Source organism: Plantibacter sp. VKM Ac-2880, assembly GCF_015351235.1.
GTDB lineage: Bacteria > Actinomycetota > Actinomycetes > Actinomycetales > Microbacteriaceae > Plantibacter.
In genome coordinates this window covers 927,839-946,279 of the sequence record NZ_JADKSJ010000002.1, presented here as the reverse complement: position 1 = coordinate 946,279, position 18,441 = coordinate 927,839, and the positions used below count along the sequence as shown (strand labels likewise).

Annotated in this window: 15 protein-coding genes and 1 tRNA gene; 13 read left to right on the top strand and 3 right to left on the bottom strand. The window is 68.9% G+C overall.

Translation table 11 applies throughout. The features are described 5' to 3' along the window. The first annotated feature begins 95 nt into the window (after positions 1-95). From ITJ57_RS16455 to ITJ57_RS16425, 7 genes are all read left to right on the top strand, one after another. Positions 96-755, top strand: a complete 660-nt coding sequence (locus ITJ57_RS16455; RefSeq protein WP_228507532.1) for a class I SAM-dependent methyltransferase — start codon at positions 96-98, stop codon at positions 753-755. 148 nt (positions 756-903) lie between these two features. Next, positions 904-2,463: an APC family permease gene (locus ITJ57_RS16450; protein WP_194671095.1), complete on the top strand. Its 1,560-nt coding sequence runs from the start codon at positions 904-906 to the stop codon at positions 2,461-2,463. 155 nt (positions 2,464-2,618) lie between these two features. Then, positions 2,619-3,056: a hypothetical protein gene (locus ITJ57_RS16445; RefSeq protein ID WP_194671094.1), complete on the top strand. Its 438-nt coding sequence runs from the start codon at positions 2,619-2,621 to the stop codon at positions 3,054-3,056. A 102-nt stretch (positions 3,057-3,158) separates the two neighbouring features. Continuing rightward, on the top strand, positions 3,159-4,220 hold the full coding sequence (locus tag ITJ57_RS16440; RefSeq protein WP_056776705.1) for a polyprenyl synthetase family protein: 1,062 nt from the start codon (positions 3,159-3,161) through the stop codon (positions 4,218-4,220). A gap of 119 nt (positions 4,221-4,339) precedes the next feature. Then, on the top strand, positions 4,340-5,725 hold the full coding sequence (locus ITJ57_RS16435) for an FAD-dependent oxidoreductase (RefSeq protein ID WP_194671093.1): 1,386 nt from the start codon (positions 4,340-4,342) through the stop codon (positions 5,723-5,725). A gap of 96 nt (positions 5,726-5,821) precedes the next feature. Next, positions 5,822-6,979: a hypothetical protein gene (locus tag ITJ57_RS16430; protein WP_194671092.1), complete on the top strand. Its 1,158-nt coding sequence runs from the start codon at positions 5,822-5,824 to the stop codon at positions 6,977-6,979. Between the two features lie 73 nt (positions 6,980-7,052). Next, a complete protein-coding gene (locus tag ITJ57_RS16425) occupies positions 7,053-8,090 on the top strand; it encodes an alpha/beta hydrolase (protein WP_194671091.1) in 1,038 nt (345 codons plus the stop codon). Positions 8,091-8,422: 332 nt separating this feature from the next. On the opposite strand, the gene ITJ57_RS16420 is transcribed toward ITJ57_RS16425, so the two are convergent. Further along, positions 8,423-8,911: a YajQ family cyclic di-GMP-binding protein gene (locus ITJ57_RS16420; RefSeq protein ID WP_056014685.1), complete on the bottom strand. Its 489-nt coding sequence runs from the start codon at positions 8,909-8,911 to the stop codon at positions 8,423-8,425. Between the two features lie 53 nt (positions 8,912-8,964). Here ITJ57_RS16420 and ITJ57_RS16415 point away from each other — a divergent pair, with 53 nt between their 5' ends. The 5 genes from ITJ57_RS16415 (at position 8,965) to ITJ57_RS19870 (ending at position 14,039) form a co-directional block, all read left to right on the top strand. Beyond that, the gene (locus ITJ57_RS16415) at positions 8,965-9,729 is read left to right on the top strand and encodes a lytic murein transglycosylase (protein ID WP_228507305.1); all 765 of its coding nucleotides are present in this window, start codon (positions 8,965-8,967) and stop codon (positions 9,727-9,729) included. Between the two features lie 105 nt (positions 9,730-9,834). After that, a tRNA-Tyr gene (locus tag ITJ57_RS16410) sits at positions 9,835-9,916 on the top strand. Positions 9,917-10,170: 254 nt separating this feature from the next. Further along, positions 10,171-11,442, top strand: coding sequence for an HNH endonuclease signature motif containing protein (locus ITJ57_RS16405; RefSeq protein ID WP_194671090.1), 1,272 nt, complete (start codon positions 10,171-10,173; stop codon positions 11,440-11,442). Positions 11,443-11,738: 296 nt separating this feature from the next. Beyond that, complete coding sequence (locus ITJ57_RS16400; protein ID WP_194671089.1) at positions 11,739-12,566, top strand: inositol monophosphatase family protein; 828 nt, start codon at positions 11,739-11,741, stop codon at positions 12,564-12,566. Between the two features lie 261 nt (positions 12,567-12,827). Then, the gene (locus tag ITJ57_RS19870; RefSeq protein ID WP_194671088.1) at positions 12,828-14,039 is read left to right on the top strand and encodes a peptidoglycan DD-metalloendopeptidase family protein; all 1,212 of its coding nucleotides are present in this window, start codon (positions 12,828-12,830) and stop codon (positions 14,037-14,039) included. A 262-nt stretch (positions 14,040-14,301) separates the two neighbouring features. On the opposite strand, the gene rfbB is transcribed toward ITJ57_RS19870, so the two are convergent. Continuing rightward, complete coding sequence (rfbB, locus tag ITJ57_RS16390) at positions 14,302-15,300, bottom strand: dTDP-glucose 4,6-dehydratase (RefSeq protein ID WP_138945191.1); 999 nt, start codon at positions 15,298-15,300, stop codon at positions 14,302-14,304. Positions 15,301-15,382: 82 nt separating this feature from the next. Beyond that, the gene (gene poxB / locus ITJ57_RS16385) at positions 15,383-17,119 is read right to left on the bottom strand and encodes a ubiquinone-dependent pyruvate dehydrogenase (RefSeq protein WP_194671087.1); all 1,737 of its coding nucleotides are present in this window, start codon (positions 17,117-17,119) and stop codon (positions 15,383-15,385) included. A gap of 244 nt (positions 17,120-17,363) precedes the next feature. Here poxB and ITJ57_RS16380 point away from each other — a divergent pair, with 244 nt between their 5' ends. Next, a complete protein-coding gene (locus tag ITJ57_RS16380; RefSeq protein ID WP_194671086.1) occupies positions 17,364-18,425 on the top strand; it encodes a serine/threonine-protein kinase in 1,062 nt (353 codons plus the stop codon). Positions 18,426-18,441: the final 16 nt, after the last annotated feature.

The window sequence follows — 18,441 nt, the reverse complement described above, 5'->3', positions numbered from 1 at the left end:
AGCCGCGCTGGAACGGCCGGCTCCCAGGGCGGCGGACGTAGGATGGAGGGGTGAACCGCGCCGACCTCTCCAAGCAGCCCGAGCAGGTCTCGGCCATGTTCGACGACGTCTCGACGAAGTACGACCGCATGAACGCGGTCCTCTCCATCGGGAACGACGCCCTCTGGCGGATCGCCACCACCCGCGCCGTCGGGCCGGCGGCCGGTGAGCGCATCCTCGACCTCGCCGCGGGGACCGGCACGTCCTCAGCGGCTCTCGCACGCAACGGTGCCGAGGTCGTCGCCGCCGACTTCTCGCCCGGCATGATCGCCGTCGGGCGCGAGAAGTACGCCGACCGCTCCGACATCCAGTTCGTGGAAGCGGACGCCACCGCGCTGCCCTTCGCGGACGAGGAGTTCGACGCCACGACCATCTCCTTCGGCCTGCGCAACGTCGTCCGTCCGAAGGACGCGCTCGCCGAGATGCTCCGCGTCACGAAGCCCGGTGGCCGGATCGTCATCTGCGAGTTCTCGACGCCGACGTTCGCCCCGATGCGGGCCGCGTACAACCTCTACCTCGAGCAGGTCATGCCGATCGTCGCCGGTGTCGCGTCGTCCAACGCCGAGGCCTACACCTACCTCAACGACTCGATCCGCGCCTGGCCGACCCAGCCGGAGCTCGCCGCCTGGCTGCGCGAGGCGGGATATGAGCACGTCGCCTACCGCAACCTCACCGGCGGGATCGTCGCCCTGCACCGTGGAGTGAAGCCCGCCTGATCGACCGATCGATCCGCGTGTTCCCGCGTCTCGATTGATGAAACGGTACTGATCCCGCCGCCCAGGAGGGAGATGATCGACGGATTCCGTCGTGCCCGCCCGAACGGGAGCATTGACACGCGGGTGCGCCCGGCCCTACCGTTCCGTCATGACAGCACAGGACACGGACCGCGCTTCGCAGTCGGGGCCGCCCACCGGCGGGAAGGGGCTCGCCACCGGCACGCTCGGGCTGTTCGGCTCGGTGATCATCGGTCTGGCCTCGACCGCTCCGGTGTACTCGCTCGTCGCGACCCTCGGGTTCGTCGTCCTCGCCGTGGGGGCCCAGGCACCGATCGCCTTCATCGTGGCCTTCATCCCGATGCTGTTCATCGCCTTCGCCTACCGCGAGTTGAACCGCGACGTGCCGGACTGCGGCACCACGTTCACCTGGGCGACGAAGGCCTTCAACCCCGTCACCGGCTGGATCGGCGGGTGGGGCGTCGCGCTCGCCGGCATCGTCGTGCTGGCCAACCTCGCGCAGATCGCCGGACAATACCTCTGGTTGCTCATCGGTGACGGCTCGCTCGCCTCGAACGTGCCGCTCGTGACGGCGACCGGCGTCGTCTTCATCGCCCTCATGACCTGGGTCTCGTACCGCGGGATCGAGCTCGGCGAGCGGATCCAGAACATCCTGCTGGCCGTGCAGTACCTCGCGCTCGTCCTGTTCGCCGTGTTCGCCTTCATCGGGGTCGCCAACGGGACGGCGCCCGACGCGACGCCGATCTCCCTCGACTGGTTCAACCCGTTCGCCTTCACCGACTACCACGGCTTCATCGAGGCCGTCCTGCTCGCCCTGTTCATCTACTGGGGCTGGGACACCTGCCTCGCCCTCAACGAGGAGACGAAGGACCCGCAGAAGATCCCCGGTCGCGCGGCCCTCATCTCCACGGTGGTCCTCCTCGTCACCTACGTCACCGTCACGGTGGCCGCCATGGCGTACGCCGGCCTCGGTGACACCGGCACGGGCCTCGGCAACGAGGACAACGCGAACGACATCTTCCTCGCGCTCAAGGACCTTGTCCTCGGGCCGTGGGCGTGGGTGCTCGTCGTCGCCGTCCTGATCTCGGCGGTCTCCTCGACGCAGACGACGATCCTCCCCACCGCTCGCGGGACGCTCTCGATGGCGGCGTACAGCGCCCTGCCGAAGCGGTTCTCGACCGTGCACCCGACGTTCAAGACGCCGTCGTTCTCGACCCTCGTGATGGGGATCGTGGCGATCGTGTACTACGTCGGCATGACGTTCGTCAGCGAGAACATCCTCGCGGACTCGATCCTCTCGCTCGGTCTCGCGATCGCGTTCTACTACGGCATCACCGGCTACGCCTGCGTCTGGTACTTCCGGAAGGTGCTGTTCCGCTCGGCGCAGGACTTCTTCTTCAAGGGGCTCTTCCCGCTCCTCGGCGCGCTGATGCTCACCTACGCCTTCGTGCAGAGCTGCATCGACATGTTCGACGTCGACTACGGCTACACGGTGCTGTTCGGCGTCGGTGGCACGTTCGTGATCGGCGTCGGGTCGCTCGCCTTCGGCTTCGTGCTCATGCTCCTCTGGTACACGCGGAAGGCCTCCCGTCCGTTCTTCCGGGGTGAGAGCCTCAACCGCGACACCGAGGTGCTCGTGCCGGAGGAGCCGATCGAGTACGGCCGCTCCGTCGACGGCGGCCTCACCTGACCTCCGCCCCTTGAGCCTCCCTCCGGTCCCTGAGCTTGTCGAAGGGCGGTCCCTGAGCCTCCCTCCGGTCCCTGAGCTTGTCGAAGGGCGGTCCCTGAGCCTGTCGAAGGACGCATCACCCGGTCCCGTCCAGCCACGCCGGGCATACTGGTGGCATGTTGGACTCCCTGCCAGGCGGCCCGTGGATCTGGGGCATCGCGATCGTCGGTCTCGTGCTGGTCGTCATCCTCCTGAACGCGAGGCGCGCGAAGTCGGCGTTCGCGAAGCCGTACGAGCGGTACGACACGACCGAGATCCCGCCGGACACCCCTGGCACGCGCGAGTTCATCGTGCGCGACGACGCCACCGGAGCCCGGCTCCAGTTCGTAGCGTCCGGTCCCTCTGCGAGGATCGCCCTGGTCGTCGTGCCGCCGAAGCACCTCAGTACCGGCGTCGAGGCGGGCCTCTTCCGTGCCGCGCTGCCGGCGGCGGCCGGGGTCGACGCCTGGACGTGGCCGCCCCTCAACACTGACGGGTACACGATGCTCTTGGACCTCGCGCACGAGTTCCCGCACCTGGCGTTCTATGATGCCGAAGGTGTGCGGCTCCGCTGATCCGTGGGCTGTGGTCCGACCACAGCTGTCAATCGGCTGTCCGCGGTCGTGCATTCGAGCGCTCCGGCACCGGCGGCGGGCTGCCCCGGCTAGGCTAGAGCTGTGAATCCCAGCGCGACCCGACGTGTCAGCAGCCTGGCCAGCCAGGCCGGGCTTGCCGAACGCATGTTCGCGACCGGAGCGGACCGCAAGCTCGCCCGGACGATCGACGACGGCGTCGCACGCCTCGAGATCGGGCTGGAGGAGCAGCTGGGCTTCACCGACGACCTCGTCGACGTGACGGCCCGCTATCTGCTCGAGGCCGGCGGCAAGCGCGTGCGCCCCCTCCTCACCATGCTCATCGCGCAGCTCGGCGACGGCATCACCGAGGATGTCCTGCAGGCGGCCGAGGCGATCGAGATCACGCACCTCGGCTCGCTCTACCACGACGACGTCATGGACGACGCGGACAAGCGCCGCGGTGTCCCCAGTGCGCACCAGGTGTTCGGGAACAACACGGCCATCCTCACCGGCGACCTCCTGTTCGCCCGGGCCAGTCAGATCATGGCCGACCTCGGTGAGCGCGCGATCCGCATCCAGGCCGCCACCTTCGAGCGCCTCGTCCTCGGGCAGCTCCACGAGACGACCGGACCCCGCGAGGGGCAGGACGAGGTCGAGCACTACATCCAGGTGCTCGCCGACAAGACCGGCTCGCTCATCGCCGCCGCCGCCCGCAGCGGGGTCGTCTTCTCGAATGCACCGGCCGAGTTCGAGAACGCGGTCGTGGAGTTCGGCGAGAAGGTGGGCATCGCGTTCCAGCTCATCGACGACGTCATCGACCTCTCGCCGCAGCCCGAGGAGACGGGCAAAGTGCCCGGTACCGACCTCCGGGCCGGTGTCGTCACCCTCCCGATGCTCTACCTGCGTCGCGAGGCCGCGACCGACCCCGAGGCGGCGGCGCTCGTCGCACGACTCGACGCCGAGGTCACCGAGACGGACCACGATCCGGTCCGCTTCGCCGCCCTCGTCGCCACCCTGCGCGACCACGCCGTCACCGCACGCACGTTCGCCGAGGCGCAGCAGTGGGCCAACGAGGCGATCGCCGCACTCGCACCGCTGCCCGACGGTTCGGTGAAGAAGGCACTCGTGCACTTCGCGAAGGCGATCGTCGACCGCAGGAGCTGACGCCGACGCCGCTCCGGCACGACCGGGGTGGCACGGTGTCCGCGACGCGTACGCATCACGGTCGGAGTGTTCCTCCGGCCGGACCCGGAACCCCGCACGGGGACACGAAAGGAACCACCGTGACCAAGCTCAGGCTGGCCATCGTCGGCGCAGGACCCGCAGGCATCTACGCGGCGGACATCCTCCTCAAGGCGGAACGGAAGTTCGACGTCTCCATCGACCTCTTCGAGCAGCTTCCGGCCCCGTACGGACTCGTGCGCTACGGCGTCGCGCCGGACCACCCGCGGATCAAGGGCATCGTCAACGCCCTCCGCGACGTCCTCGACCGCGGCGACATCCGGATCTTCGGCAACGTGCGGTTCGGTGTCGACATCACGCTCGACGATCTCAAGCACCACTACAACGCCGTCATCTTCTCCACGGGAGCCGTCGAGGACGCCCCGCTCGACATCCCGGGCATCGACCTCGACGGGTCCTACGGCGCCGCGGAGTTCGTCAGCTGGTTCGACGGTCACCCGGACGTCCCGCGCACCTGGCCGCTCGAGGCGCAGTCGATCGCCGTCATCGGCAACGGCAACGTCGCACTCGACGTCGCCCGCATGCTCGCGAAGCACCCGGAGGACCTCCTGCCGACGGAGATCCCGGCGAACGTCCACGAGGGTCTGCAGCAGTCGCCCGTGACCGACGTGCACGTCTTCGGTCGTCGCGGGCCCGCGCAGGTGAAGTTCACGCCGCTGGAGTTGCGCGAACTCGGCGAGCTCAACGACGTCGACATGATCCTCCACGACGAGGACTTCGACTACGACGACGCGTCCAAGGCGGCCGTGGCGAGCAACAAGCAGGTCATGGTCATCGACCGCGTCCTGCAGCAGTGGCGCACCCGCGAGGTCGGGCAGGCGTCCCGTCGCCTGCACCTGCACTTCTACGCGAAGCCGCTCGAGCTCGTCGACGACGGCACCGGCAAGGTCGCGGCGTTCCGGTACGAGCGCACCCGTCCGGACGGCCAGGGCGGGGTCGAGGGCACGGGCGAGGTCCGTGAGCTCCCGATCCAGGCGCTCTACCGCGCGGTGGGCTACTTCGGCAGCCCGCTGCCCGGCGTGCCCTTCGACGCACGGCACGGTGTCATCCCCAACCACGAGGGCAAGGTGCTCCACCCCGAGAGCAACGAGCGCGTCCCCGGGGTCTACGCGACCGGGTGGATCAAGCGTGGGCCGGTCGGTCTCATCGGCCACACCAAGTCGGATGCCATGGAGACCGTCGCCCACGTCATCAACGACCAGGCCGACTGGTGGTCGCCGGCCGAGCCCGAGGAGGAGGCCGTCGTCGCCCTGCTCGAGTCGCGCGGGGTGGCCTACACGGACCTCGAAGGCTGGCACCTCCTCGATCAGCACGAGATCGCCCTCGGCGAGCCGCAGGGTCGGGCGCGCGTCAAGGTCGTCCCTCGCGAGGAGATGGTCGCCATCTCGCGCGCGCAGGAGGCCGACGGCGGCGTTCCGACCGTCTGATCGTTCCTCGAGCGTGACGCAGCCCGGTCGATCGGGCTGCGTCAACCCGGTTGTCCGGACCATTGTCCGAAGTGTGTCGGTCACTATGCTGGACGAATGACCGACCCCAACGCGCCCCAGAACGTCCCGTCGGACCAGCCGACGTCCGTCCCGCCGTCCGATCCGCCGGCATTCGTCGCCGACGGCCAGCAGCAGCAGTCCCAGCAGCAGCAGCCGCGGTACGGAGAGATGCACCCGGACCCCGTCCAGCAGCAGTGGAACCAGACCGGCCAGCAGACGCCGGCGCCACAGCAGGCGGGGCAGTGGAGCCAGCCGCAGTCCGGTGACCAGGGTGGCCAGTGGGGTCAGCCGCAGCAGGGGCAGTACGGTCAGCCGAACGACCAGTCCGCCGCGACGCAGCACACCGGCCAGTACGGCCAGGAGACCGGCCAGTACGGTCAGTCGCAGACCGGTCAGTACGGCCAGCCGCAGCACACCGGCCAGTACGGTGCACCCCAAGCTCCGTACGGTCAGTCGCAGACCGGCCAGTACGGCCAGCCGCAGCAGCAGTACGCGCAGGCTCAGCCGAAGGCTCCGAACCCCCGGGCGCGCGAGACCCGTCTCGCACTCATCTCAGTGGGCATCGCGGGCGGTATCGCCGCGGCCGTCGCCCTCGTGGGTCTGATCGGCTCCTTCTTCAGCATCTCGGAGTACTTCCCCGTCGGTGACGTCCTCCTGAGCTTCGGCGCCAACCTGGTGAACATCGCCCTGTGGGGTGCCGGCGCTGCGCTCATCCTGATCCTCGTCCGCCCCCTGACGCGGGTCCGCACAGCTCGGGACCTGGTGCAGTCGGTCGGCATCGCCGCCGCGGTCGGCACCGGTGTCATGATGCTCATCGTGCTGATCGTCACGATCGTGCGCGGCGTGGTCGAGCAGTACGGGACCGCGACGTTCATCGTCAACCAGGGCTTCCTGTCGCCGCTCCTCTACGGTGTGACGCTCGCCGGCTTCCTGACGATCGGTGCGCTGCTCGCGACGCGCTTCGTCGCACCCGAGGGGCTCGCCGATGCTCCGCGGGGACAGCACGACCAGCACGGCCAGGGTCAGGCCCAGCACGGTCAGCACGACCAGGGCCAGCACCAGCCGCAGCAGCACGGCCAGTCGGAGCACGGTCAGCACCAGCAGGGTCAGCACCAGCCTGCGCCGCAGCAGCCCTACGGGCAGCAGCCGCAGAACCCGCAGAACCCGCAGCAGCACAACCCCTACCAGCAGTAGTCGACGTCCGGATGGTCCGCGCGCAAGCCGGACCATCCGGGGGTCGATCGCTTCCGCACGGTAACGTGGCGACATGGCGGGATCTCGGGGCTGGACGGACGACATCCTCGGCGAGGGGTTCCAGCAGCGCACGCTGACGCTCGAACCGGACGACGAGGGCGACGTCGTGGCGACGCTCGTCCGCTACCGGATGCCTCCGCTCGAGCAGCTGGGCGAGTTCCTCCTCCCCGACGTCGCGGACGGGATCGACGTCCTGTATGTCCACGGCTGGTCGGACTACTTCTTCCAGCGCCATCTCGCCCGCTTCTGGGCGAGACTCGGCGCACGGTTCTACGCGCTCGACCTGCGCAAGTACGGGCGAAGCCTCCGGCCGCACCAGACGCCCGGGTACGTGGACGACCTCCGTACCTACGACGAGGACATCGAGGCAGCGCTCACCGTCATGGGGCATGGTGCCGCGGATCACGTCGCCGGACGCCGCACCCGTCGCCGACTGGTCCTCCTCGGGCATTCGACGGGTGGCCTGACCCTGAGCCTGTGGACGGCGAGGAACCAGGACCGGGTCGCCGGACTCGTCCTGAACAGCCCCTGGCTGGAGTTCCAGGCGCGACAGCTCGGCCGACTCGCCATCGCTCCGCTCATCCAGGCCGGCTCCCGGATCGATCCGCGTGCCCAGCTCCCGGTCGTCGACCTCGGGTTCTACACCCGGTCCGTGTCGAGCACGATGGACGGCGCGTGGGACTACGACCTCGCGTGGCGGCCGCTCCACGGGTTCCCGTTGCACCCCGGGTGGCTGAACGCCATCCTCACCGGGCATCGTCTCGTCGACGCCGGCCTGCACCTGCGTGTCCCGGCGCTCACGCTGCTGTCGGCGCGGAGCGTCCTCCTCCCGCGGTGGAACGACGCGATGATGCGGAGCGACACGGCGTTGGACGTCGACGCGGTCGCCGAACGCGCCCTCGACCTCGGTGAGACGGTCACGATCGTCCGCCTCGACGGAGCCCTCCACGACGTGTTCCTCTCGGAGGAGCCGGTCAGGGAACGCGCGTTCGACCAGATCGTCGCGTGGGGCCGCGGGTATCTGGCGGCGCCCGTCACGGGTCAGCGCTGAGTCGGAGGGTGGCGGCGTCGCGGGCCGGCCGGGCGTCGCGGATCAGGGCGACCGAAGGCGAGCCACTCGGCGTAGCTGTGGTTCTGGCCGATCGAACACCAGCAGGGGACGCCGACCTCCTGGTCGGCGCTCGATGTCCGGAAGACTTCGAGGTGCGACCCGTCCGAGGGCCTCGAGTGATCCACGTGTGCTCCAACGACCGGGCCCCGCGATGTGCAGGGCGGGCATCGTCCGGCCGAAGGCCGGACGGAGCGCGCGGTGCGCTCCACTGGAGAGAGCGGATCAGTCGTCGTTCATGACGCGGTCGCGCCGAAGCGCCGCGCCTGGCCGGCTCAGCGGTAGTTGACGAACTGGAGGTCGATGTCGAGGTCGGCGCCCTTGAGCAGCGCCATCGTGGCCTGGAGGTCGTCGCGGCTCTTCGAGGAGACACGCAGTTCGTCGCCCTGGATCTGCGACTTGACCGACTTGGGGCCCTCGTCGCGGATGAGCTTGTTGGCCTTCTTGGCGATCTCCTGGCTGATGCCCTCCTTGAGGGTGGCCTCGATCCGGTACTCCTTGCCACTGGCGAAGGGGTCGCCGACCTCGAGGCTCTTCAGGGAGATGCCGCGCTTGATGAGCTTCGACTCGAACACGTCGAGGATCGCCTTCACGCGCTCCTCGGTGTTCGCCTTCATCAGGATCTTCTCGCCGCTCCAGGCGATCGAGGCACCGACGTTCTTGAAGTCGTAGCGCTGCTCGACCTCCTTGTGTGCCTGATTGAGGGCGTTGTCCGCCTCCATCTTGTCGACCTTGCTCACGACGTCAAACGAGGAATCTGCCATGTGGACCATGGTACCGCCGGTGTCGGTCAGGCGGGTGTGGTTGGCTGGGGGAGATGCACAGCCCAGACATGCAGGACCGCCCGGCGGCCACCAGACGACGGTGGTCCCTTGCGGGTGCCTCGATGCTTCTCGGCGCGATCCTGCTGAGTGGGTGTGCACCGGAGCCGGAGCCCGTCCCGTACGCCCAGCCCGTCGAGTTGCCGCCGAAGAGCGACGCCCCCGACGGCGGGGTGGCCAACGTGGACCTCGCCGACGAGGCGTGGGTGGCCGAGGTGTCGTCATCGAGCGGCATCCCGGAACGCGCTCTCCGCTCCTACGCCGGTGCCGCCATCCGTAAGGCGGAACTGACGCCGGAGTGCGGCATCGGGTGGACGACGATCGCCGCGGTGGGGCTCGCCGAGAGCGACCACGGCCGTCACGACGGTTCGAAGCTCGGCGAGGACGGTGTCGTGACGCCTCCGATCTTCGGCGTCCCCCTGCAGGGTGGCGAGACGGAGGAGATCACGGACACCGACCAGGGCGTCATCGACGGCGACCCGGTCGACGATCGGGCGGTCGGGCCGTTCCAGTTCATCCCGGAGTCGTGGGAGAACTGGGGGACCGATGCGAGCGGCGATGGTGTGCTCGACCCGCAGAACCTCGACGACGCGGCGATGGCGGCGGCGAACTACCTCTGCCGGGCGAGCGACTACGACATGCGGACTGAGGCGGGATGGCTGAGCGGGATCCGCGCCTACAACTCGTCGCCCGAGTACCTTCGACGGGTCGCCGCCGCCGCGAACGAGTACGCCGAAGCGGTGTCGTCAGCGGAGAAGTGAGCGGCCTGATGACGGGTCCTGATCCTGATTTCGCGTCCGGCCATCTGGCGGCTATATTGGTCAAGCGCTTTCGGTTGGCTGTTCGAAAGTCGGTCGGGCGCGCTTGGCGAGTTACCCTAGCGGCCAAAGGGATCTGACTGTAAATCAGACGGCTCAGCCTTCGGGGGTTCGAATCCCTCACTCGCCACTGAACGATTGCCTCACCCCAGCGGGTGGGGCAATGTTCGTTTCCGGGCATTGTGCATGTGACTGTCGCCGAGGGTCGTGGGTTGCCGCCGCTGGACGCCGCCTCAGTCCTCAAGCACGCTGCGGTCGCCGAGCCCGACCCGGATGCCGACAGCCAGACCCGGTCGCTGAGCTTGTCGAAGTGCCCACGGGGTACGTCCGCACTCACCCGCACTCGGCATCTGGAATGTCAGTGGTCCATGGTGGACTGGAGTCATGACCGAGAGCACCGCCACCGCGATCCGCGCGAGCGACGAGTACGCCGCGCAGCTCGCCGAGTTCTCGGACGAGTATGCGGACATCTGCCGGCAGCAGGCGGTCTTGGAAGCGCGCGCGGCACGCCTCCTTGCCCGCTCCGCCGCGTACGCGGACGCGCTCGCGGGCACCGTCGTCCCGGCCATCTACCCGCCGGCCGAGCGGCGCGCACTCTCGCGCCGCTCGACGTGCGCGATGCTCGCGATGGCGACCCGTTCGGCCGAGCGGACCGTCCTGCACGCGACGAACGACGCCGAACAGCTCGTGAACGAGGCACCGACCGTGCTGGCCGCACTCGAGGCCGGCCGGATCTCTGGCCGGCATGCGCGCACGATCACCGACCAGCTCCGCGACGTTCCCACCACAGGACGCGCGTCGTTCATCGCCGAGGTGCTCCCGATGGCCGAGCGATTGACCGCCGCGCGGCTCAAGAAACGCGCGAAAGACCTCCGCGAGCGACTCCACCCGGAGTCCATCACGGCGCGCGCGATCCGTTCGGAGGCGGACCGCCGGGTGGAGTTCGAACCCGCCTCGGACGGCATGGCATGGGTGCACCTGTTCACCACGGCGTCCATCGCGCAGGGCATCGTCGAGCGCCTCGAGGCCGCGGCTGCAGAGTCACGCAAGGCCGGCGATGCTCGCACGCGTCGGCAGTTGCAAGCCGACGCGCTCGCGGCACTGGCCCTCACCGGTGTCACCCCAGATGACGTTGCCTCGAACCCCGTCCTCCCGCACCCGATCGAGGTCCAGGAGCACATCAAGCCCACCGTGCAGATCACCGTCCCAGCACTCAGCATGACCGGCGTCTCCGATGCCCCCGCCACGCTCGACGGATACGGGCCGATCGACCCCGAGACCGCGGCCCGCATCGCCGTCAACGCACCCTCCTTCACCCGAATCCTCGTCCAACCGGAAACCGCCGCCGTCCTCTCCGTTGGCCGCGGCCAGTATCGCGTTCCAGCCGACCTGCAGCGGGCGGTGCGCCTCCGAGACGGCACCTGTCGCGCACCAGGGTGCGGGCGGAGGGCCAGGGCCTGCGACCTGGACCATTCGGTCGCCTGGCAGGACGGCGAGACAACGGATGTCGGGAATCTCGCCTGTCTCTGCCGACATCACCACCGGATGAAACACCTGCCGGGCTGGAACCTCGACCACGGCCCGGGTGGCGTGCTCGACTGGACCACACCCGACGGCAAGCACCATCGCACCGAGCCGGACCCCGCACCATTCTGAGCGCGTCCGTTCCTCGGGCTGCGCCGCACTGAGCCTGTCGAAGTGTCGAAGGGTTCCTCGTGAGCACTTCGACAGGCTCAGTGACCGGTGGAAGCGTGCCTGGAATGTCTCGGCTTGTCGGAGGGTTCCTCGTGAGCACTTCGACAGGCTCAGTGACCGGTGGAAGCGTGCCTGGAACTCCTCGGGCACTTCGACAGGCTCAGCGACCGGGCGAAGTGTGCCCGGAACGTCCTGGTCCCTGAGCCTGTCGAAGGGTGCCCACGCGTCGACGACCAGGCCGGCCATAGGGTGGTGGGGTGACCGGCCACGAAGAGCTCCTCAAGATCGCCACCGACATCGCCACCGACGCGGGGGAGTTGATCCTGCGCCGACGACGCGAGGGCGTCGAGATCGCTGCGAGCAAGTCCTCGATCGAGGACGTCGTCACGCGAGCCGACCGCGAGTCCGAGCAGTTCATCCGCGATCGACTCCTCGCGGCCCGCCCCGACGACGGCTTCCTCGGTGAGGAGACCGGCGCGGAAGGCGGCTCGACCGGCACCTCCGGCCTCACCTGGGTGGTCGACCCCATCGACGGCACCGTCAACTACCTCTACGACATCCCCGCCTACGCCGTGAGCATCGGGGTCGTCGAGGGCGAACCCGAGCCCGCCACCTGGACCGCCCTCGCCGGCGCCGTGGTGAACCCGGTGCTGGGTGAGACGTACACAGCCGCCCGTGGATCGGGATCACACCTCAACGGCCGCACCCTCGAAGTGAATCGAGGTGTCGCCCCGAACGTCGCCCTGCTCGGCACCGGCTTCTCGTACACGGCGTCGCGGCGGATGGAGCAGGCTGCGGTCCTCGGCGCCCTGCTCGGTACGTTCCGCGACGTCCGCCGGATCGGTTCCGCGGCCCTCGACCTCTGCAGTGTGGCGTCCGGCCGCCTGGACGCCTACTACGAGAGCGGACTGAAGCCCTGGGATCAGGTCGCCGGGGCGCTCATCGCGGCAGAAGCGGGCGCGACGGTCGCCGGGTTCGACGGTGCCCCCGCCACCACGAAGCTCATCATGGCCGCAGACGCACCCCTGCTCGACGTCCTCGAGCGCCTACTCATCGAGCAGGGCTTCGCCTCGTCCATCGGCTGAACCGTCGGCCCGGCGACGACGGACGCCCCGAAACGCTCCGGTCGCGACTCGTTCATAAGAGAACTCTCATATGGCCTCTGACCAGGGCTTTCCACAAGAAAACCGAGCACTGCCATGGCTTTTTCAGGCTCCCGTTGCTATCATTTATCTATTCGTTACGTCCGCGTTCCCCCGCGTGGACGGACTTCACGCCCTATCTGCTAGCCCCATTGAAAGGCCCCCGCCCCCTTGTCACGCCATGCAAGCCCTGAGGACACCCCTGTGCTTCCCGACCCTCAGGACCCGCAGAACACGTCCGATGAGCGAGCCGCCGCACCCGTGCAGACGCCTCCCCTCAGCCGTCGTGAACTCCGCGAACGTGAGCGGCAGGCGGCGGCAGCCCTCGAGCAGCAGGAGTCCGTACTCCAGGACCCGACCCACGAGGCCAACGTCGCGGAGCCAGAAGCCGCTCCTGCCGTCGACCCGGTCGACGAGATGATCGCCGAGGCGATCGACGCGGTCCACACCTCCGACGTCGCCGACCTCGCGCCGGCCGAGACCGAGTCGCTCATCGCTGAGCCGACCCTCGCCCCCGACACGACGACGCCGACGTCCTCCGTGCCCGTCGACACCGACATCCCCCTCGCCGCCTCGCGTCCGCGCCGGTCGACCAGGGCAGCCTCCGCTCCGGCGTCGACGACGAAGCCCCGCAACACCAGTCGTCCGGCCTCCACGCCCGCCGCTCCTCGCCCCTCGGGCATCGCCCGGAAGCGCCGCATCACCACGAAGATCTTCGCCGGTGCCGCAATGGGGTTCGTCGCCCTCATGGCCGTCGCGACCTCCGTCCCGGCCAACGCACTCCTCACCGCAGAGGACGTCGCGACGTCGGTGGCCGAGGCCTCCCAGGCCGAGCTCGGCGACGGCAACGGACTCAGCAACCAGGCCTCCCAGTCGCTCGACAGCGAGGGCTCGGCGGAACTGACCTTCACCCGCGACGACTACACGACGAGCACCGTCGAAGAGGCCGCCGCCGCGATGGGCATCCGCCCCGCCAACACCTTCACCAACAACCCGAACGGCACCATCCAGTGGCCGTTCGCCGTCGGTGTCACCATCGGCGACCGCTTCGGCGCTCGCGACTGCGCCGGCTGCTCCAGCGACCACCACGGCCAGGACTTCAACCCCGGCAACGGTGCACCCATCCAGGTCATCGCCGACGGCGTCGTCCGCCACGTCGAAGACGGCGAAGGCTCGCTCGGCGTCAACGTCATCGTCGACCACACCATCAACGGCCGCCTCGTCTCCAGCGTCTACGCGCACATGCAGCACGGTTCCGTCCGGGTCACCGAAGGGCAGGCCATCAAGGTCGGCACCATCCTCGGCCTCACCGGCTCCACCGGCATGTCCACCGGGCCGCACCTCCACTTCGAGATCCGACTCGACGGCGTCACCTGGGTCGACCCGCTCGAGTGGCTGTACGCCAACGTCGACTGACGACGCGGATCCCGCCACACGTCGAACGCCTCGCCCGATTCCGGGCGAGGCGTTCGTGGTTCTGGCGACAGGAGGTAGGCGGAGCACCCTTCGACAAGCTCAGGGACCGGGGGAAGCGCGGCGCGGGGGATGGCGCCCTTCGACAGGCTCAAGGCTCAGGGACGAGCCCTTCGATCGGCTCAGGGACCAGGGTTCGACTCAGGGACCGGCACGACGAAGGCCCGCCGGCTGGTGCCGGCGGGCCTTCGTCGTGAGGGGATGGTTACTGACCCTGCTCCTGGTACTTCGCCTCGGTGGCGGCCTTCTGCGGCTTCCACCAGGACTCGTTGTCGCGGTACCAGGCGATCGTGTCGGCGAGGCCGGCCTCGAAGTCGCTGAAGGCCGGCGTCCAGCCGAGCTCCGTGCGCAGCTTCGAGGAGTCGATCGCGTAACGGAGATCGTGGCCCGGGCGGTCGTTCACGTGATCGTAGGCGTCGGCCGGCTGACCCAGCTGCGTGAGGATGAGCTCCACGACGTCCTTGTTGTTCTTCTCGCCGTCCGCACCGATGAGGTACGTCTCGCCGATGACACCCTTGTCGAGGATGGTGAGGACCGCGGAGGAGTGGTCGTTCGCGTGGATCCAGTCGCGGACGTTCTCGCCGGTGCCGTACAGCTTCGGACGCTCGCCACCGAGGACGTTCGTGATCTGACGCGGGATGAACTTCTCCACGTGCTGGTACGGGCCGTAATTGTTGGAGCAGTTCGAGATCGTCGCCTTGACGCCGAAGGAACGCACCCACGCGCGGACGAGGAGGTCGCTGCCGGCCTTCGTCGACGAGTACGGGCTCGACGGATTGTACGGGGTCTGCTCCGTGAACCGCTCCGGGTCGTCGAGTTCGAGGTCGCCGTAGACCTCGTCCGTCGAGATGTGGTGGAACCGGGTCCCGTGCTTCCGGGCGGCCTCGAGCAGCGTGTAGGTGCCGATGATGTTGGTGTCGAGGAACGGACGGGGGTCGTGCAACGAGTTGTCGTTGTGCGACTCGGCCGCGTAGTGCACGACGGCGTCATGACGAGCGAAGAGCTCGTCGACGAGCGCCGCGTCCTGGATGTCGCCGACGACCAGCTCGAAGCGATCGGCCGGGAGGCCGTCGAGCGAGGCACGGTTGCCCGCGTAGGTCATCTTGTCGAGGACAGTCACCGAGTGATCGGTGTTGTTCAGGACGTAGTGGACGAAGTTCGAGCCGATGAATCCGGCGCCGCCGGTAACGAGAAGTCTGGACACGAGAACCAAGTGTACCCGGCGGTCTCTGGAAGCCAGGGGAGAATCCTGCTCCGGAGCCGGCGGGTCGCTGCCCCGGCGGGGCTCAGTGTCCGGGCAGGATCCGGCGCAGCAGGTTCGTGTTCGCGAGGTCGAGGAGTTCGTCGCCCCGACCCGACATGACCGTGCGGAGCGCGTACAGCGTGAACCCCTTCATCTGCTCCGCCGTGATCGTCGGCGGGATCGACAGCTCCTGCCGTGCCGTCACGACGTCGACGAGCGCCGGGCCGTCGTGCTCGAAGGCGCGCCGGATGGCACCCTCCAGATCGCTCGCCCGCTCGACGCGTTCTCCGTGGATCCCCATCGCCTCGGCGACGCGGGCGAAGTCCGGGTTCTGGAGGTCCGTGCCGTAGTTCACGAAACCGGCCGCCTTCATCTCCAGCTCGACGAAGTTCAGCGAGGAGTTGTTGACGACGACGACCTTCACGGGGAGCCGGTTCTGCGTGAGCGAGATGAGCTCGCCGAGCAGCATCGTGAGACCGCCGTCGCCGGCGAGCGCGATGATCTGCCTGCCGGGCTGCGACGCCTGCGCGCCGAGGCCCTGCGAGACCGCGTTCGCCATGCTGCCGTGGCTGAAGGAGCCGATCAGCCGGCGTCGTCCGTTCATCGTGAGGTACCGCGACGCCCAGACGACCGGCGAACCGACGTCGGGGATGAACACGGCGTCGTCGGCGGCGAGCTCGTCGATGACCTTCGCGAGGTACTGCGGGTGGATGGCCTGGCGGTCGTGGTCGGCGGTCGCGAGGTCGTCGAGGCCCTTCCGGGAGCTGCGGTAGTGCTTCAGCGCCTCGTCGAGGTGCTTCCGGTGCGTCTTGCGTTCGAGCTTCGGCAGGAGGGCGTCGAGGGTGTCGCGGACGGTGCCGACGAGCGGGAGGTCGACCGGGTGCCGTCGGCCGATCTGCTCGCCGCGGATGTCCACCTGGATGACGGTCGCGTCCTCGGGGAAGAACTGGGGGTAGGGGAAGTCGGTGCCGAGCATCAACAGCACGTCGCACGACAGCATGGCGTGGTAGCCGCTGGCGAAGCCGAGGAGTCCGGTCATGCCGACGTCGAAGGGGTTGTCGTACTCGACGTGCTCCTTGCCGCGGAGCGCGTGCACGATGGGGGCGCCGAGGGCGTCCGCGGTCGCGATGAGTTGCTCGTGGGCGCCCTTGACACCAGCGCCGGCGAGGATCGTGAGGCGCTTGCCGGCGTTCAGGAGGCGGGCCGCTTCATCGAGTTCGTGGGCAGCTGGCAGGATGCGTGGCTGCGTCGCCCGGATCGCCGAGACGTGCTCGGAGACCGCGTGCTTCAGCATGACGTCGCCCGGCACGACGACGACCGCGACCCCGCGACGTTCCACCGCGGTGCGCATCGCGATCTCGAGGACCCGGGGCAGCTGCTCGGGCATGGAGACGAGCTCGACGTAGACGCTGCACTCGCGGAACAGCTCCTGCGGGTGCGTCTCCTGGAAGTAGGTGGTGCCGATCTCGGAGCTCGGGATGTGCGCGGCGATCGCGAGGACCGGCACGCGCGAGCGGTTCGCGTCGAACAATCCGTTGATGAGGTGCAGGTTGCCGGGTCCGCAGCTGGCCGCGACGACCGCGAGTTCCCCCGTCAGCTCGGCCTCGGCCGCCGCGGCGAACGCGGCCGCCTCCTCGTGGCGCACGTGCACCCACTCGATCCGTCCGCCGGTCCGGAGGGCGTCCGTGAACCCGTTCAGTGAATCGCCGGGCAGCCCGTACACACGCTGCACCCCACTGGCCTCGAGGGTGGCGACGACGGTTTCGGCGACAGTGGACATGGGTGCTCCTCGCAGCTGACGGCTCTCGATCCGGGCTTCCCGGTGCTTCCATGCTCCCCGGGCGGTCTGAGCCCCACAAGGGAGCAACTCGGCCTTGCAGACGCCTACCAGGTGCGGTAGCGGTTCTCAACACCCCGACACCAATCCACGTGAACGACGAACGCCTTGTACCGTGGATCTCGGAACAGCCTGCCGACGACGCGGTGGCGCGGCCAACACCGACTGCACCGTGAAAGGGGCGGCCGTGAGTGACTCCCTGCACCGACCGCCGGCCCACGCGGGATCGATCACCGATCCCGCCGCGATGTTCACCGAGCACAGCGAGACGGTCGTCACCGGCGTGAGTCTGTCCAACGGCCGCTACAGCATCGGCGAGCAGCTCGGTTCGGGTGGTTCCGCGAACGTCTACCGGGCACGCGACGAGCTGCTGTCACGCCCGGTGGCCGTCAAGCTCTTCCGCGACGAGGCGGCGACCGCGAACGACCGCCTCCGTCAGGAGCGCGAGATCCGCCTGCTCGGCGAACTGCGCCACCCGGGGCTCGTGGAGCTGTACGACTCCGGTTCCGTCGTCCATCGTGGCGTCGAGCACCGCTTCCTGGTGATGGAGTACATCCCGGGCGCCACGCTCACCGACAAGCTACAGGCGGGCCCGATGCTGCCGCGGGACGCCGCCGCGCTCGGCGCGCAGGTGGCCGACGCGTTGTCCTTCATCCACACGCGTTCGATCGTCCACCGCGACATCAAGCCCGACAACATGCTCTTCAGCGACATCGCCGCCTTCGGACACGCGAACCTCGTGAAGCTGTCCGACTTCGGGATCGCGCACTTCATCGGCGGTTCGCGTCTGACGAACACCGAGGCGATCTCCGGGACGGCGAACTACCTCTCGCCCGAGCAGGCGCTCGGCGACACGGTCAGCACGGAGACGGACATCTACTCGCTGGGCCTCGTGTTGCTCGAGGCGATCACGGGCCGTCGTGAATTCGACGGCGGGCTCGTCGAGTCAGCGATCGCCCGGTTGCACCGCGATCCCGTGATCCCGCCCGAGCTGCCGGCCGCCTGGCACCCGCTCCTGCGTTCGATGACGGCCCGTCGTCCGGAGGACCGGCCGGCGGCCCACGAAGTCGCCTCGACCCTGCGCGAGATCTGGTCGGAGTCCCGCGTCCGGCGCGTCCGCCGGGTGCGCGCGCGTCTCGGGCTCGTGACCGAGCGAGGCGTGGATCCGCGGGTGGCGCTGTTGCTCGCCGGCGCCACGGCCGCTGCCGGCCTCGCCATCGGTGTGGCCATCGGCATCTTCGCGTTCTGACCCCGTCAGCACGCGC